This window comes from Rhodococcus sp. BP-160, from assembly GCF_019836205.1.
Lineage (GTDB): Bacteria > Actinomycetota > Actinomycetes > Mycobacteriales > Mycobacteriaceae > Rhodococcoides.
The window spans coordinates 1-16,461 of the sequence record NZ_JABUEK010000002.1 but is presented as its reverse complement, the minus strand read 5'-3'; the positions used below and the strand labels follow the sequence as shown (position 1 = coordinate 16,461).

The window sequence follows — 16,461 nt, the reverse complement described above, 5'->3', positions numbered from 1 at the left end:
GTGCCGCCGAAGTCGAAGTCCGAGTTACCCACCGTTCCGAGTCTGCTCAGCACCGCGGTGACGGCGCTCGGCGGCACCGAGCGCACGGCCCAGCTCACCATGGCCTCGGCCGTCGCGCACAGCATCGACACCGGCGAGCACCTCGCGGTGCAGGCGGGCACCGGCACCGGCAAGTCGCTCGCCTACCTGGTTCCGTCGCTGCGGCACGCGGTGACGTCGGGGAAGACCGTCGTCGTGTCCACGGCGACCATCGCGCTGCAGCGTCAGCTGGTCGACCGCGACCTGCCGCGTCTGTCGAAGGCTCTCACCACGGCCCTCGCGCACGAACCGACATTCGCGATCCTCAAGGGCCGCGGCAACTACCTGTGCCTCAACAAACTGCACGGCGCACCGTCCGACGCCCCGGAGGAGGAGCTGTTCGACGCCTTCGCCGTGTCGCGGCTCGGCCGTGAGGTCAAGCGCATCACCGAGTGGTCCTCGGACACCGAGACCGGTGACCGCGACGAGCTGAACCCCGGCGTGTCCGATCAGGCCTGGCGGCAGATGAGCGTGACCTCCCGCGAGTGTCTGGGGAAGTCGCGCTGCCCCTACGGCGAGGACTGCTTCGCCGAGCTCGCCCGGGTGGACGCGGCGCGCGCCGACGTCGTGGTCACCAATCACGCGATGCTCGCCATCGACGCCATCACCGGCATCTCGGTGCTGCCCGAACACGACGTCGTCGTGGTGGACGAGGCGCACGAGCTCGTGGACCGGGTGACGTCCGCGGCGACGGCGGAGATGTCCGCGACCGCGGTCGGCGCCGCCATGCGTCGCTGCGGGAAGCTCGTGGAGGACGAGATCCTCGACCGACTGGCCGGCGCTGCAGAGGGTTTCGCCGCGTTGCTCGACGAACTCGAGGGCGGACGCTGGGAGGAGTTGCCCCCCGGCGCGTCCCAGACGATCGCGAGCATCCGCGACGCCGCGTGGGCCGTGCGCACGGCCATCGGGCCGGCCAAGCAGGGCGGCGCCGCCGCGGACCCCGACGCGGCGGCCGCGCGGACCGCGGCTCTCGCCGCCATCGACGACGTGCACGACACCGCGGTGCGCATTCTCGAGACGTACGAGGAGAGCGATCCCGCGAAGCGGCGGGACGTGGTGTGGTTGGCCGTCGACGAGTTCCGCGGCGTCGTGAAGCGGGTGGTCCGGGTGGCACCGCTGTCCGTCGGCGGACTGCTCCGGACCCGGCTGTTCGCGGAGTCGACCGTGGTCCTCACCTCCGCGACGCTCACCGTGGGCGGCTCGTTCGACGGTCTCGCCGTCAACTGGGGTCTGCCGGCCGCCAACCCCACCCGCGTCGACGCGGCCCTCGCGACCGGCACCGAGGCACCGTCCGACGCGGACACGTTCCGGTGGAACTCGCTCGACGTGGGATCGCCGTTCGACCACGGCAGGGCCGGCATCCTCTACATCGCCAAGCACCTCACCGCACCGGGGCGCGACGGTACGTCGCCGAGTCAGCTCGACGAGATAGCGGGGCTCGTGCGCGCCGCGGGTGGCCGCACTCTGGGACTGTTCTCGTCGATGCGGGCGGCGAAGGCCGCGGCGGCCGAGATGCGCGAACGGCTGGACACCCCCGTGCTGTGCCAGGGCGACGACGCCACCGGCGCCCTGGTCGAGCGCTTCGCGCAGGACGAGGCCACGTCACTGTTCGGCACGCTCTCCCTGTGGCAGGGCGTCGACGTCCCCGGTCGGTCACTGACACTCGTGATCGTCGACCGCATACCGTTCCCGCGACCCGACGATCCGCTGCTGGTGGCGCGGCAGCGCGCCGTCGAGTCGCGCGGAGGCAACGGGTTCCTCGCCGTCGCCGCGAACCACGCGGCGCTACTGCTGGCCCAGGGTGTCGGCCGACTGCTCCGCAGCGTCGACGACAAGGGCGTCGTCGCCGTGCTCGACTCCCGACTGGCCACGGCGCGATACGGCGGCTACCTCCGGGCGTCGCTCCCACCGTTCTGGGAGACGACGGACCCGGAGATCGTGCGCAAGGCGCTGACGCGCCTCACCGCCACCCAGACCTGAACCTGGAGGGACCTACATCGGGGACGGACCCGCGACCCGACCGAGCTCGGCGTCTCCCGCGAGCAGCGGATGGTGCGGCAGGACCCGCACCGTGTATCCGACCGACCCGGAGAGCGGCAGCGTCGTGTCGGCGAGAAACCGCTCGCCGCCCGCGGCCGATCCCTGGTGCAGCATCGGGACCGTCACGACGTCGCCGAGCTGCTCGTCCTGATCGACGTGGCCGAACACGGCCTGCACGGACACGTCCGACGGGCCGAGTCCGCCGAGCCCCACCGTCGCGGACAGGGTGAGTGTCGAACCCAGCACCGGGGTGTCCGGCAGCCCGTCCGCCTCGACGTCGGTCACCGTGACCGCGGGCCACGCCGCATCGACGCGGCGCCGATAGTCGGCCATGGCCTTCGCACCGGCGTAGTCGTCGGAGATCGCCGCCGCACCCGCCCGGGTGGCGGGACCGTAGTACTGCTGTGTGTAGTCGCGAACCATCCTGGACGCCAACACCTTCGGGCCCGTGACCGTGAGGGTGTGCCGCACCATCTCGACCCAGCGCGCCGGCAACCCGTCGTCGCCCCGGTCGTAGAACTTGGGGAGCACCGACTTCTCGAGCAACTCGTACAGCGCCGCGGCCTCGAGATCGTCGCGGCGGTTCTCGTCGACGACGCCGTCGGCGGTGGGGATGGCCCAGCCGTTCTCCCCGTCGTACATCTCGTCCCACCATCCGTCCCGGATGGAGAGGTTCAGTCCACCGTTGAGAGCGGACTTCATGCCCGAGGTGCCGCACGCCTCGAGCGGCCGCAACGGGTTGTTGAGCCAGACGTCGCATCCCCAGTAGAGGTAGCGGGCCATCGACATGTCGTAGTCGGGCAGGAAGACGATGCGGTGCCGAACGTCGTGCTGATCGGCGAATCGCACGATCTGCTGGATCAGCGCCTTGCCACCGTCGTCCGCGGGGTGCGACTTGCCGGCCACCACCAGCTGTACCGGGCGGACCGGATCGAGCAGCATGGCGCGCAGGCGCTCCGGTTGCCGCAGCATCAACGTCAGTCGCTTGTAGGTGGGGACACGGCGCGCGAATCCGACCGTGAGCACCGACGGGTCGAACACGTCGTCCGTCCACGCGAGTTCGGCGTCGGTGGACCCGCGCTCGAGGGCCGAGTGGCGCACGCGGCGGCGCACTTCCGCGACCAGATCGGACCGCAGCGCCGAACGCGTCTCCCACAGGTCCGATGCGGAGACCTCGGCCAGATGCTCCCAGCCCTGCGCCTCCTCCATCGTGCGGGTTCCCACCGTGCGCGCCGCGAGGTCGAGCCACCGCTGCGACGCCCACGTCGGTGCGTGCACGCCGTTGGTGACCGAGCCGATGGGGACGTCGGACGCGTCGAATCCGGGCCAGAGTTCGTCGAACATGCCGCGACTGACGATGCCGTGGAGCTTGGAGACTCCGTTCGCGCGCTGCGCCGACCGCAGCCCCATGTGGGCCATGTTGAACACCGCGGGGTCGCTCTCGCGGCCGAGTTCGAGGATGCGTTCCATCTCGATGCCGGGCAGCAGCGACGACTCCGCCGTGCCGTCTCCGAAGTAGAGGCGAACGAGATCCGCGGGGAAGCGGTCGATACCGGCGGGCACGGGAGTGTGCGTCGTGAAGACGGTGGACGCTCGCACCGCGGCGAGCGCGGAATCGAAGTCCAGCCCGCCCGCGTGCAGTTCACGGATGCGCTCGAGACCGAGGAAGCCGGCGTGGCCCTCGTTCATGTGGAAGACGCTGGGCGCGGGAAGCGAGTGGTACTCGGTGTAGGCACGCACGGCGCGGACGCCGCCGACCCCGGCCAGGATCTCCTGCTTCACCCGGTGGTCCTGATCGCCGCCGTAGAGACGATCGGTCACGCCGCGCAGCTCGGGATCGTTGTCGGCGATGTCGGAGTCCAGCAGCAGCAGCGGGATGCGTCCGACCTGGGCGATCCAGATACGCGCGCGCAGCACGCGGTCGCCCGGCATCGCGACGTGGACGAGCACCGGGGAATCGGACTCGTCGGTGAGCAGTCGCAGCGGCAGACCCTGCGGGTCGAGGGACGGATACCGCTCGGCCTGCCAGCCGTCGGCCGTCAGCGACTGGCGGAAGTACCCGGAGCGGTACAGCAGGCCCACGCCGATGAGGGGCAACCCCAGATCGGACGCGGCCTTGAGGTGATCGCCGGCGAGGATGCCGAGACCACCGGAGTAGTTGGGCAGCACCTCGGAGACGCCGAACTCCATCGAGAAGTACGCGATGCCCACCGGCAGATCCGCACCGGAGTCGACCTGCTGCTGGAACCATCGGGGTTGCGCCAGGTAGAGGTGCAGATCGGCGACGAGATCATCCACGCGCTGGACGAACGCGTCGTCGTTCGCCAGGTCCTCGAGGCGGGACGAGCGCACCTCGCCGAGGATGCGCACCGGATCGCGGTCACCACTGACCCACAGGTCCGGATCGATGCTCTCGAACAGCTCCAGGGTCGGCGGATGCCACGACCATCGCAGGTTGACGGACAGTTCGGCGAGTCCGGAGAGTCGGGCCGGGAGCTGCGCGCGGACGGTGAATCTGCGGAGTGCTTTCACGATTCCGAAGACTACTGCGGGCGACCGCCGCGCACCGTGGTTCCGCGTTTGCCGAGGAGCCGTTCGGGTACTTCTCCCGGTGGCGTCCGAGACTGCCGCGTGCCTCGTCCGCAGGTCGCGTCGGTGCTCTCGGTCGGTTTCGAGAAAGACCGGGGCATCTCGTCTACGGTTGACTTCGAGCTCAGCCCGACAACCCGACATCGACAGAACTGCGACAACCAGCAGAAAAGGGGCTTCGGTGACAGGCCGTATCGGCATCGACGACGTACTACCCAACACATCGTCCGGTAAGTATCCCGCCAAGGCCGTTGTGGGAGAGACATTCCCGATCACGGCCGCGGTGTGGCGCGAGGGGCACGACGCCGTCAACGCGACGTTGGCGGTTCGCGGGCCCGGCCAGGGCAAGTCGGTCCACATCCCGATGGTCCCCGGCGAGCAGCCGGACATCTTCCACGGTGTGTTCACTCCCGACGCCGAAGGCTTCTGGATCGCCCGCATCGAGGGCTGGGGTGATCCGATCGCCACCTGGATGCATGCGGTCGAGGCGAAACGCGGCGTGGGCCAGGGGCCGGCCGAACTGGCCAACGATCTCGAGACCGGCGCACGCCTGTTCGAACGCGCCGCGAAGAACGTCGGTCGCTCGGAGAAGCCACTGCTCGAGAACGTCGTGACGGCGCTGCGGAGCGACGCACCGCTGCCGTCACGCGTCGCACCGGCGTTCACGCCCGAGGTGCGCGAGATCCTGCACGAGACGCCGCTGCGCGAGCTGGTGACGCGCGGCGAGGCGATCAACGTCTGGGTCGACCGCCGCGAGGCACTCGTCGGATCGTGGTACGAGCTCTTCCCCCGCTCCACGGGCGGCTGGAACGAGGACAGCACTCCTCGCCACGGCACGTTCGAGACCACCATCGGCGCGCTCCCCCGCGTGGCGGCCATGGGCTTCGACGTCGTCTACTTCCCGCCGATCCATCCGATCGGCAAGGTGAATCGCAAGGGCCGCAACAACACTCTGACTCCGGGACCCACCGACGTGGGCTCGCCGTGGGCCATCGGCTCGTCCGAGGGCGGCCACGACGCGGTGCATCCCGAGCTGGGGACGGTCAAGGAGTTCCGCGCACTCGTCACGGCCGCGCGCAAGCTCGGCCTCGAGATCGCCCTGGACCTCGCCCTGCAGTGCGCCCCGGACCACCCCTGGGCCGCCGCACATCCCGACTGGTTCACCGTGCTCCCCGACGGCACCATCGCCTACGCGGAGAACCCGCCCAAGAAGTACCAGGACATCTACCCGGTCAACTTCGACAACGATCGCAAGGGCATCTACGCGGAGGTGCTGCGCGTCGTCAAGTTCTGGATCAGCCAGGGAGTCAAGATCTTCCGGGTCGACAATCCGCACACCAAGCCACCGGACTTCTGGGAGTGGCTCATCGCCGAGGTCAAGAAGACGCACCCCGACGTGCTCTTCCTCGCCGAGGCGTTCACGCGTCCCGCGCGGCTCTACGGTCTCGCGCGACGCGGTTTCACGCAGTCCTACACGTACTTCACGTGGCGCACGGCCAAGTGGGAGCTCACGGAGTTCGGACAGGAGATCGCCGCCAAGGCCGATCTGGGTCGACCCAACCTGTTCGTCAACACGCCGGACATCCTCCACGAGAGCCTGCAGAAGGGCGGCCCCGGCATGTTCGCGCTGCGTGCCGCTCTCGCCGCCACCCTGTCCCCCACGTGGGGCGTGTACTCGGGATACGAACTCTACGAACACGTTCCGGTGCGCGAGGGCAGCGAGGAGTACCTCGACACGGAGAAATTCGAGTTGCGCCCCCGCGACTTCGAGGGCGCACGGGCTCGCGGCGAATCGCTCGAGCCGTGGTTGACCATGCTCAACGCCGTCCGCAAGGCGCACCCGGCGTTGCAGCAGTTGCGCAACATCCACTTCCACCACGTCGACAACGACGCGATCATCGCCTACTCGAAGTTCGACGCGGTGACCGGTGACGCGGTGCTGGTCGTGATCAACCTGAACCCGTTCGGCGCCGAGGAAGGCACCGTCTGGCTCGACATGCCGCAGATCGGCCGCGACTGGCAGGAGCACCTGACGGTCACCGACGAGGTGAGCGGTCAGCAGTTCCAGTGGGGCCAGGCCAACTACGTCAAGCTCGAGCCGTGGCGGTCGGTCGCCCACATCCTGGCGCTGCCGCCCGTCCCGTTCCCCGCCCGCACCGAACTCGCCTTCCGGAAGGAGATCTCATGACGGAACGCACCACCCCCGGCGCGAGCACGGACACCCTCGCCGCTCCCGGTGATCACGACCTCTCGCTGCTCGCCCGCGGGCAGCACCACGACCCCCACTCCGTTCTCGGCGCGCACCCCGTGCCGGGCGGCACCGCCATCCGGGCGTTGCGTCCCAACGCTCTCAGCGTCACCGCGGTCATCGGCGGGAAGGACCACGAGCTCACACACGTCGCGCACGGCGTGTTCTCGGCCCTGGTGCCGGTGGAGGACCTCGCGGACTACCGGCTCCGCGTCGAGTACCCGGGCGGTCACCAGGTGACCGTCGCCGACGGCTACCGCTTCCTGCCGACCCTCGGCGAGCTCGATCTCCATCTCTTCGGAGAAGGGCGCCACGAACGACTCTGGGACATCCTCGGAGCGCATCTGCAGAGCTACACCACGCCCGACGGACCTGTGAACGGCACCTCGTTCGCGGTGTGGGCCCCGGGCGCCGTCGGCGTCACCGTCGTCGGCGAGTTCGACGGCTGGGGCGGACAGACCTGGCCGATGCGCGTGCTCGGCACCACCGGTGTGTGGGAGCTGTTCGTCCCCGACATCGGCGCCGGCACGCTGTACAAGTTCCGGGTGCACGGCAAGGACGGCTCGGTGAAGGACAAGGCCGACCCGATGGCCTTCGCCACCGAGGTCCCGCCGTCGACGGCGTCGGTCGTGAACCAGTCGTCGTACGAGTGGTCGGACGGTGACTGGATCACCGCCCGCGCCGAGCTGGAACCGCACCGGGCGCCGATGAGCGTGTACGAGGTGCATCTCGCCTCCTGGCGCCCCGGACTGAACTATCGCGAACTGGCGGAACAGCTCTCGGCTCACGTCCGCGAGACCGGCTTCACCCACGTCGAGCTGCTGCCCGTCGCCGAACACCCCTTCGGTGGATCGTGGGGATACCAGGTCACCTCGTACTACGCACCGACGTCGCGCTTCGGCACCCCCGACGACTTCCGCGCCTTCGTCGACCTCCTGCACCGTGACGGCATCGGCGTCATCGTCGACTGGGTCCCGGCGCACTTCCCCAAGGACGACTGGGCCCTCGCGCGGTTCGACGGCTCCCCGCTCTACGAACACGGCGACCCGCAGCGCGGCGAGCAGTTGGACTGGGGCACCTACGTCTTCGACTTCGGTCGTACCGAGGTGCGCAACTTCCTCGTCGCCAACGCGCTGTACTGGATCGAGGAGTTCCACATCGACGGGCTCCGCGTCGACGCGGTCGCGTCGATGCTCTACCTGGACTACTCGCGCCCCGAGGGTGGGTGGAGCCCCAACATCTACGGCGGTCGCGAGAATCTCGAGGCCGTGGCGTTCCTGCAGGAGATGAACGCGACCGTGCACAAGCTGCACCGCGGCGTCGTCACCGTGGCCGAGGAGTCGACCTCGTGGCCCGGCGTCACGCGTCCCACCAGCGTGGGCGGCCTCGGCTTCTCCATGAAGTGGAACATGGGCTGGATGCACGACACGCTCGGGTACATCGGGCGCGATCCGATCCACCGCGCGTACCACCACCACGAGGTCACGTTCTCCCTGGTCTACGCCTGGAGCGAGAACTTCGTGCTGCCCATCAGCCACGACGAGGTCGTGCACGGGAAGGGCACGCTCTGGTCCCGCATGCCGGGTGACGACTGGGCGAAGGCCGCGGGTCTGCGCGGCATGCTCGCCTACATGTGGGCGCATCCCGGCAAGCAACTGCTGTTCATGGGCCAGGAGTTCGGCCAGACCGCCGAGTGGTCCGACGAGCGCGGTCTCGACTGGTGGGAGATCGGCGAGGAGGGAAGCGGCTCGCTGCACCGCGGTGTGCAGCAACTGGTCGGCGACCTCAACCGCACCTACGTCGCAGGCCCGGAGTTCTGGACACAGGACGGCTCGCCCAGTGGCTTCTCGTGGATCGACGCCAACGACACCGCGAACAACGTGCTGAGCTTCCTGCGCTTCGGCGACGACGGCTCCGTCACGGCCTGCCTGTTGAACTTCTCCGGTTCCCCGCACGGCGACTATCGTGTTGGATTACCCGAGCCGGGCCGATGGGTCGAGATCCTCAACACCGACGCGGAGGTCTACGGCGGTTCGGGAGTGGGCAACCTCGGTGAGGTCACCGCGACCGAGCACTCGTGGCACGGTCGTCCGGCATCCGCTCGGGTCGCCCTTCCGCCCTACGGAGCGATCTGGCTCAGACTGGAGAGATGATGCGCGGGGCTCGCGTCCGGTTCGGCTGGTCCGCGAGCCTCCTCGCACTCGCCGTCACCACTGCGCTCACCTCGTGTGGCGCGGTGGTGACGGGCTCCCCCGTCTCCATCTACGACGACCCCTTCACCGTCGCCGGTCTCCCCGTCACGGACGGCCCGTCCGGCCCGAGACCCGGTGTCTCCCATGCCCAGCTCGACGTCGACGGCGCAGCCGGAACGGACGTCGACCTGCTCGCGACGGATGCCGTGGACGACATCCAGAAGTTCTGGCGCACCACGTACTCGACGCTGTTCCGCGGATCCTTCCAGCCCGTCCGGTCGCTGGTGTCCTGGGACGCCACCGCCGACGCCGGCGAGGGTCCGCTCTTCTGCAGCGAACCGACGGACGGACTCGCCAACGCCGGATACTGCTCACTCGACGACAGCATCGGCTGGGACCGTGGTCTGCTCATGCCGGCCATGATCGACGCCTTCGGACCCATGTCGGTGGTCATGGTGCTCGCCCACGAGTACGGCCACGCCGTGCAGACGCAGTCCGGCCTCGTCGGGGACGACGACCCGACCATCGTCGCCGAGCAACAGGCAGACTGCTTCGCGGGCGCCTTCATGCGCCATGTCGCCGAGGGCGACTCGACCCACTTCACGCTCGACACCTCGGACGGGTTGAACGACGTCCTCGCGGCCACCGTGGCCGTCCGCGACGTCGACCCCGGTGATCCCGACTCAGTGCACGGCTCCGCGTTCGAACGGGTCACCGCCGCCCAGATCGGCTTCACCGACGGCGCCGGGGCCTGCACGCGCATCGACGAGAAGGAAGTCGAGTCGCGGCGCTCGACCCTTCCCCAACAGTTCGACAGCCCTCTCGACACCGGCGAGCTCCCCGTCACGCAGGACTCGCTCGAGCAGTTCGCCGCGACGTTCGAACAGGTGATGCCCACCACGGATCCCCCGACGGTCGACTACTCCGGCGCCGACACCGGGTGCGCGGACGCGCTCACCACCGAACCGGTCTCCTACTGCCCCTCCACCAACACGATCGGTATCTCGGTCGACGCGCTGGCCGATCGCGGACGTCCCACCGAGGTGAGCGAGGACGACATCGTGCCGCTCGACGTCACCGGTGACTACGGCGCCTATGTCCTCTTCGTCTCCCGGTACGTGCTGGCCGTGCAGAACGAGGCCGGCCAGGGCCTGACGGACGCCCGAGCCGCGCTCCGGTCGGCGTGCCTGTCGGGAGTGGTCACCGCAGCACTGAGTCCCTCCGACACGGACGCGGCGCAGAGGTCGACGGTGACACTGTCACCGGGCGACCTCGACGAGGCGGTGTCGGGTCTGTTGTCGGACGGGCTCGCCGCGAGTGACGTGGACGGTCGCACGGTCCCCAGCGGCTTCGCGCGCGTCGACGCGTTCCGCTGGGGCGTGCTGGGTGGCCGGGAGGCGTGCGACGGCCGCTACTCCTAGTAGAGGGCGGACGCCAGCTTGCGTCGAGCGGTGACCACCAGCGGATCCGCCGGGTCGAAGAGCTCGAACAACTCCAGCAACCGGGCGCGAGCACGGGCGCGATCGTCCTCACGCGTGCGCCGGACCAGCTCCACGACACGAGCGAACGAGTCCTCGGTCCGCTGCTGATACAGCAACGCGTCGGCCGCCTGGAGACCGAGATCGACGTCGTCCGGCGCCGCGTCGGCCTGCTCGACGATGTCGTCCGGCAGCCCCTGGACGCGTGCCAGGAATCGGACCTGACGCACGCCGTTCAATGCCTGCTTGTTGGCCGGCTCGGCGTCGACGATCTCCTGGAAGGCCGCCTCGGCACCCGCGAGGTCACCCTCGGCGAGCGCGGCCTCGGCTGCGTCGAAGCGCGGGTCCTCGGGCTCGGGGGCCGGTTCGTCGGCGTTCGGGACACCGGTCAGCTTCCCCTCGACGGCGCGGGCGATGGCCGCCAACCACTCACGCAGGCTCTCCTCGGGCTGCAGGCCCTGCAGATCCGCGAGGGGCTGGCCTGCTGCGACGGCGACCAGCGTGGGAACGGCCTGCACGCCGAAGGCCTGCGCGATGCGCGGATTGACGTCGACGTCGACGTTGGCGAGCACCCAGGCGCCGTCACCCTCGACCGCGAGGGCCTCGAGGGACTGCGTCAGCTGCAGCGACTGCGGGGAGCGCGGCGACAGCAGATTGACGATCACGGGGACCTGGCTCGAGCGCACCAACACCTCGGCCTCGAAGTCCACCTCCGTCACCGTGACGGAGACCGCGAGACCGTTGGCGGCGGTGGGAGACGGCGGCGCGGACGCGGCCTGCGCCTTGGCCTTGAGCGCCGAGAGGTCGACCGCGCCGGACATGGCGGCGGCTGCCGCGGCCGACGGACGTACTGGTGGGCGAGATCCGGGTCGAGTCACGAGGTTATTTTGTCACTCCGCCGCGGCCCGCGGCGATGCGGCTCCGGCCGATCGAACCAGACGTCCGGTCCTCGACGCCCACACCTCGAAGACGATGGTGCCGAAGGGCGGGATGCTCGCGAGGAGTGCGAGCACCGTGACGCCCTTGCTCCACCGCAACGCGAGGGCGGTCAGCACGGTGATCACGAGGTACAGGACGAAGACCGCGCCGTGCAGCATGCCCGGGATCCGGACACCACTGTCGATGTTGGGGTCGGGGACGTACTTGACGGCCATGCCGATGAGCAGCGCGACCCAGGTGACGGCTTCCGCGACCGCCACGACGCGGAACCACCGCACGATCGGCGGCTGCGAGACCGTGGAGGACGCGGCAGGTGCGGTGCTGGACAGCTGGTTGTCGGCCATGTGTCCATTCTGCCGCAGTCGGTGAACGGTCCTCGACCATCGGCGGCGTCGCCTTGGCCACACAGAGTTGGCGGTCGTCCAGAGATGCCGACGATCGATTGTGACCCAGACCACGCCCGAACTGCCGGGAAAAAGGTCTAACGTCAAAGTATGACGACCACCGACGAGCACACGACGGCGACCGCGGACGCGGTGACGGCAGGCCTCGTGACGGCCATCGACCACGTGGGGATCGCAGTGGCCGACCTGGACGTCGCCCTCGAGTTCTACCGGGACCACTTCGGGATGACGGTGACCCACCGCGAGGTCAACGAGAGCCAGGGTGTCGTCGAGGCGATGATCTCCGTTCCCGGTGCCGCCGACGGCGCCGCGCAGATCCAGCTCCTCGCTCCCCTCGACGAGACGTCGACCATCGCCAAGTTCCTCGACCGGAACGGTCCCGGCCTGCAGCAGCTCGCCTTCCGCGTCCGCGACGTCGAGGAGACCGCGGCGTTCCTCCGCGAGCGTGGTGCCCGGTTGCTGTACGACGCTCCCCGCCGCGGTACCGCCGATTCCCGGATCAATTTCGTGCACCCCAAGGATGCCGGCGGCGTCCTCGTCGAACTGGTCGAGCCCGCCGCGAGCTGACCCCTCCCCGGAACCCGTCGTGATCAGCACCCGACGGCCGAAACGGGGCGCGTGACGGTAGGTTGTCCGCATGGCACCAGAGAACGTCAGCGGTAGCAGCTCCCTGCCCTTCAGCGTGGTCCGCAAGGGGTACGACAAGGACGAGGTCCAGCGGTACTTCGAGCGGTTCGATGCCGAGCTCCGCGTCATCGCGACCGATCGCGACGCGGCGGCCGCGCAGGCCCGCGATCTCGCGGTCCAGCTCGAGGACGCCCGCGACGAGATCGACGATCTCCGTAAGGACATCGATCGGCTCTCGGTCCCCCCGACCACCGCCGAGGGCATGAGCGATCGCATCTCTCGCATGCTGCGACTCGCCTCGGACGAGGCGTCCGAGGTGCGCGCCAAGGCCGAGGCCGACGCTGCCGAACTCGTGTCCGTGGCCGAGCAGGACGCCACCCGCATGCGCGGCGAGTACGAGGGCCTGGTCGCCGAGCTCAAGGACCGACGGTCCGCACTCGAGACCGAGCACGAGCAGACCATGGCCGAGGCACGCACAGCCGCCGCCCGCATCGTCGAGGAGGCGCAGGCCGAGCGTGATCGCCTCGCCGCCGAGGCCGAGAAGAAGCGCGCCGCGGTGCAGGAGGACTTCGAGATCACGATGGCCGATCGCCGCACCAAGGTGATGAACGCCGTCGACGAGCTCGAAGCCGACTCCAAGGCCGAGGCGGATCGTCGGCTCGCCGATGCCACCGCCGAGGCCAAGCGTCGGCTCCAGGCCGCCACCGAGCAGTCGGAGCGCCGCATCGCTCACGCCAAGGAGCTCGCCGAGGAACTGCGAGTCCTGCGTGGCCGGGTGCTCGCTCAGCTGCTCGGCATCCGCGGCCAACTCGATTCCGTGCCGGCCATGCTCGCCTCGGTCAACCGGGAGAGCGAACTGCTCGACGCACCGTTGGCGCCGGACGATCTCGAGATCGACGAGTCACTCCTCGACGATGCACCGGCCGAGACGTCGACCGAGCGCTCCTCGAACGGCCAGTCGAGCTCGACCCAGTCCTGAGAGTCAGGACCACCTGCGGGTGAGCCCGCGGGTACCGCGTCCGGACCAGCAACCCGTGTGCCAGTGCCGCCTGTCGTCGGGTCCGCCGAGTTTCTCGGCGGGCCAGACGACCACGTGCGCCACACCGGGCATGATCTCGTGGTCGCAGCCGGGGCACCGATAGGTCTTGGTCGCACGAGCGCCGGGAATCGGGCGCACGACGTACTCCTCGTCGCCGTCGAAGGACGGGCCGCGCTCCACTCGCGCCGTGGCGTCACCGAACGTCGGCGCGGGTCGCCCAGGTCGGCCCGACCGGCCGGCTCGTTGGTTGTTGCGTCTCGGCACTCGACCGATGGTAGGCGACCGCGTCAGAAGAGCGTGAACGCGGACGATTCGATTCCGCGGAGCGAGTCGTAGTCCAGTGTGAGGCACCGAATCCCGCGATCCTCCGCGAGCGTCTTCGCCTGCGGCTTGATCTGCTGGGCCGCGAACACGCCCCGCACCGGAGCCAGCAGTGGATCACGGTTCAGGAGTTCGAGATAGCGAGTCAGCTGCTCGACACCGTCGATGTCTCCTCGACGCTTGATCTCCACCGCGACCGTCGCACCGTCCTCGGCGCGGCACAGAAGGTCCACGGGTCCGATCGCCGTCGGGTACTCCCGGCGTACCAGGGTGTACCCGTCACCGAGCGTGTGCACGTGCTCGGCGAGCAGTTCCTGCAGATGGGACTCGACGCCGTCCTTGGTCAGACCCGGATCGACACCCAGCTCGTGGCTGCTGTCGAGTTCGATGTCCTCGATCGTGATGCGCAGTTCCTCGCCGGCCTTGTTGGTCACGACCCACAGCTGTCGGTCCGCGGGCACGACGTCGCCGTCGGCAGGGAAGGCCTCTGCAGGGTTCTCGACCAGCCAGCACGGCGGCGTCATCCAGTTGAGCGGCTTGTACGCCCGATCGTCCGCATGGACGCTCACCGATCCGTCGGACTTGACGAGCAGTAGACGCTTCGCCCACGGCAGATGGGCCGTCAACCGACCGACGTAGTCGACCTGACACCGAGCAATGACCAGACGCACCGGGCCACCCTATCGACCGTGTGGGCCGCCGTCAGGCAGGGGTCGCGAGCTGCGTCTCCTCCGACCGCCCCCGCAACGTCACGCTCTTGCCGAACGACCACGCGTCACTCGACTGATTGTGGGCGTGCTCCACCGTGCGTGCCGACGCCACCAGACGCCCGTCGGCAGACTTCGCGAGCTCGGACAACCGGGCCGCCTCGTTCACCGGATCACCGATGACCGTGTACTCGAATCGTTGCTTCGCACCGATGTTGCCCGCGACGGCTCGCCCGGACGCGATACCGATGGCTGCCTGGCAGTCCGGGACCTCGTTCTCGAGTCGCCGCATGATGGCGCGAGCCGCGCTGAGGGCCTCCCCGCAGTGATCGTCGAGATCGCCGGGAGCACCGAAGATGGCCAGCGCCGCATCGCCCTCGAACTTGTTGACGAAACCGTGATGCTTGTCCACCTCGTCGACCACCACGTCGAAGAAGCGGTTCAACAGATCCACCACCTGCGCCGGGGGCTGGGAGGCCGCCAGCTCCGTGGATCCGATCAAGTCGATGAAGAAAACGGCGATGTCGCGCTCCTCGCCGCCGAGCTCGGGATTGCTCTTCAGCGCGGCCTCGGCGACCTCCATGCCGACGTGGCGACCGAACAGGTCCCGGATCTTGTCCCGCTCGGCGAGGCCCTCGGCCATGCGGTTGAAGCCGCTCTGCAGTTCGCCGAGCTCGGTGCCGTCGTAGACGGACACCCGTGCGTCGAGGTTGCCGCGTTCGATCTCGACCATCGCCGAGCGCACGTTGTCGATGGGCGCCGTCGTCGCCAGACCGCCGAGCAGCGTCAGCGCGAAGCCGAACAGGAACGTGATGCCGCCGAGCGCGAGGATGGCGACCGCGAACTGGTCGGCGGTGGTGTCATCGCGGATGAACGAGGCGATGGCGATGACCATGAGTCCCGCCACGGGGACGCCGGTACCGAGGAGCCACGAGAGGATGGAGCGCCCCATCACCCCGGCGATACGGATACGGCGGAGATCGCCGGCCTCGAGAGCACGCGCCGCCGCCGGGCGCAGAGCGAACTCCGTCAGCAGGTAGCTGAACGCGCAGACGGTCGCACCACCGAACGCGATGGTGAACGCGACCTTGGGGATGGAGTTGGGATCGATGATGCCGTCGGCCGTCGTGACGATGACGAGCCCGCCGATCCAGAGGCCGATCTGCAACCGGGTGAGCCGCCACGGCATCGCCAGCGTGCGCTTCTGTTCCTTGCGGGTGGGCACGCGGTCCTCGATGGCCCAGCGCAGTCCCTTGACGGTGCGCTTGGTTCCCCACCCCACTCCGATGAGGAACGCGACCACGAGGTAGCACGGGATGAGGATGAAGTTCACCCACCAGTACTCACGGGGCGTGACGACGTCCGGCCCCGGCACGACCACGCTGATGAGTGCACCCACGATCACGGCGCCGATCGCGTTGGCGCCCAGCAGGAAGACGGTGAGCAGAATCTGCACCCGGATACGCCGGCGACGCGGTGATTCCTCGGTGTGCCCGAGCAGCGGGGAGCCCAGAGGCGAGATCGAGCGTCGTGGTTTCTGCGGCATGGTGGATACGAGACTATCCCGGCGCGCGTAGGACGGGACTCTGCTTGATCGGACTGTGTCCGGACACCGATACCCGTGAATGCAGAAAGCCCCCCGACCGGTGGTCGGGGGGCTTTCTGGGAAGGGTTGTTCGGCGGTGTCCTACTCTCCCACACCCTGTCGGGTGCAGTACCATCGGCGCTGGAGGGCTTAGCTTCCGGGTTCGGAATGGGTCCGGGCGTTTCCCCTCCGCTATGGCCACCGAAACTCTGTG

At 69.1% G+C, this 16,461-nt stretch carries 12 protein-coding genes and 1 rRNA gene; 6 read left to right on the top strand and 7 right to left on the bottom strand.

From position 1 onward, the window contains the following. A complete protein-coding gene (locus tag HQ306_RS06400) occupies positions 1-2,058 on the top strand; it encodes an ATP-dependent DNA helicase (RefSeq protein WP_308115421.1) in 2,058 nt (685 codons plus the stop codon). 12 nt (positions 2,059-2,070) lie between these two features. Here HQ306_RS06400 and glgP read toward each other — a convergent pair whose 3' ends face one another. After that, positions 2,071-4,650 carry an alpha-glucan family phosphorylase gene (gene glgP / locus HQ306_RS06395; protein WP_222629460.1) on the bottom strand — a complete coding sequence of 860 codons (2,580 nt, stop codon included), beginning with the start codon at positions 4,648-4,650 and terminating at the stop codon, positions 2,071-2,073. 238 nt (positions 4,651-4,888) lie between these two features. Between glgP and HQ306_RS06390 the strand changes: the two genes are divergently transcribed. The 3 genes from HQ306_RS06390 to HQ306_RS06380 are packed head-to-tail and all read left to right on the top strand — an operon-like array spanning position 4,889 to position 10,568. Continuing rightward, positions 4,889-6,895, top strand: coding sequence for a maltotransferase domain-containing protein (locus HQ306_RS06390; protein ID WP_222629457.1), 2,007 nt, complete (start codon positions 4,889-4,891; stop codon positions 6,893-6,895). Then, positions 6,892-9,108: a 1,4-alpha-glucan branching protein GlgB gene (gene glgB / locus HQ306_RS06385; RefSeq protein WP_222629454.1), complete on the top strand. Its 2,217-nt coding sequence runs from the start codon at positions 6,892-6,894 to the stop codon at positions 9,106-9,108. Before HQ306_RS06390 ends, glgB begins: the two co-directional genes overlap by 4 nt. Continuing rightward, positions 9,105-10,568 carry a metallopeptidase gene (locus HQ306_RS06380; RefSeq protein WP_308115422.1) on the top strand — a complete coding sequence of 488 codons (1,464 nt, stop codon included), beginning with the start codon at positions 9,105-9,107 and terminating at the stop codon, positions 10,566-10,568. Before glgB ends, HQ306_RS06380 begins: the two co-directional genes overlap by 4 nt. Here HQ306_RS06380 and HQ306_RS06375 read toward each other — a convergent pair. Continuing rightward, positions 10,565-11,446 (bottom strand): tetratricopeptide repeat protein, encoded by an 882-nt coding sequence (locus tag HQ306_RS06375; protein WP_056448951.1) that lies wholly within the window; start codon positions 11,444-11,446, stop codon positions 10,565-10,567. The genes HQ306_RS06380 and HQ306_RS06375 overlap by 4 nt on opposite strands. A 69-nt stretch (positions 11,447-11,515) precedes the next feature. Beyond that, entirely contained in the window at positions 11,516-11,908 is a 393-nt protein-coding gene (locus tag HQ306_RS06370) for a DUF3817 domain-containing protein (protein WP_082544701.1), read from the bottom strand. A gap of 150 nt (positions 11,909-12,058) precedes the next feature. Between HQ306_RS06370 and mce the strand changes: the two genes are divergently transcribed. Both mce and HQ306_RS06360 read left to right on the top strand, forming a co-directional pair. Further along, complete coding sequence (gene mce, locus HQ306_RS06365; RefSeq protein ID WP_027505478.1) at positions 12,059-12,535, top strand: methylmalonyl-CoA epimerase; 477 nt, start codon at positions 12,059-12,061, stop codon at positions 12,533-12,535. Positions 12,536-12,605: 70 nt separating this feature from the next. Next, on the top strand, positions 12,606-13,574 hold the full coding sequence (locus tag HQ306_RS06360; protein WP_056448957.1) for a hypothetical protein: 969 nt from the start codon (positions 12,606-12,608) through the stop codon (positions 13,572-13,574). A 3-nt stretch (positions 13,575-13,577) separates the two neighbouring features. Here the strand turns inward: HQ306_RS06360 and HQ306_RS06355 are convergent, their stop codons facing one another. From HQ306_RS06355 to rrf, 4 genes are all read right to left on the bottom strand, one after another. Beyond that, the gene (locus HQ306_RS06355) at positions 13,578-13,898 is read right to left on the bottom strand and encodes an ATP/GTP-binding protein (RefSeq protein ID WP_082544702.1); all 321 of its coding nucleotides are present in this window, start codon (positions 13,896-13,898) and stop codon (positions 13,578-13,580) included. Between the two features lie 23 nt (positions 13,899-13,921). Continuing rightward, positions 13,922-14,626 carry an endonuclease NucS gene (gene nucS, locus HQ306_RS06350; RefSeq protein ID WP_222629450.1) on the bottom strand — a complete coding sequence of 235 codons (705 nt, stop codon included), beginning with the start codon at positions 14,624-14,626 and terminating at the stop codon, positions 13,922-13,924. Positions 14,627-14,657: 31 nt separating this feature from the next. Then, complete coding sequence (locus HQ306_RS06345) at positions 14,658-16,208, bottom strand: adenylate/guanylate cyclase domain-containing protein (protein ID WP_222629447.1); 1,551 nt, start codon at positions 16,206-16,208, stop codon at positions 14,658-14,660. A gap of 128 nt (positions 16,209-16,336) precedes the next feature. Next, positions 16,337-16,453: ribosomal RNA gene (gene rrf, locus HQ306_RS06340) — 5S ribosomal RNA — on the bottom strand. Positions 16,454-16,461 lie beyond the last annotated feature (8 nt).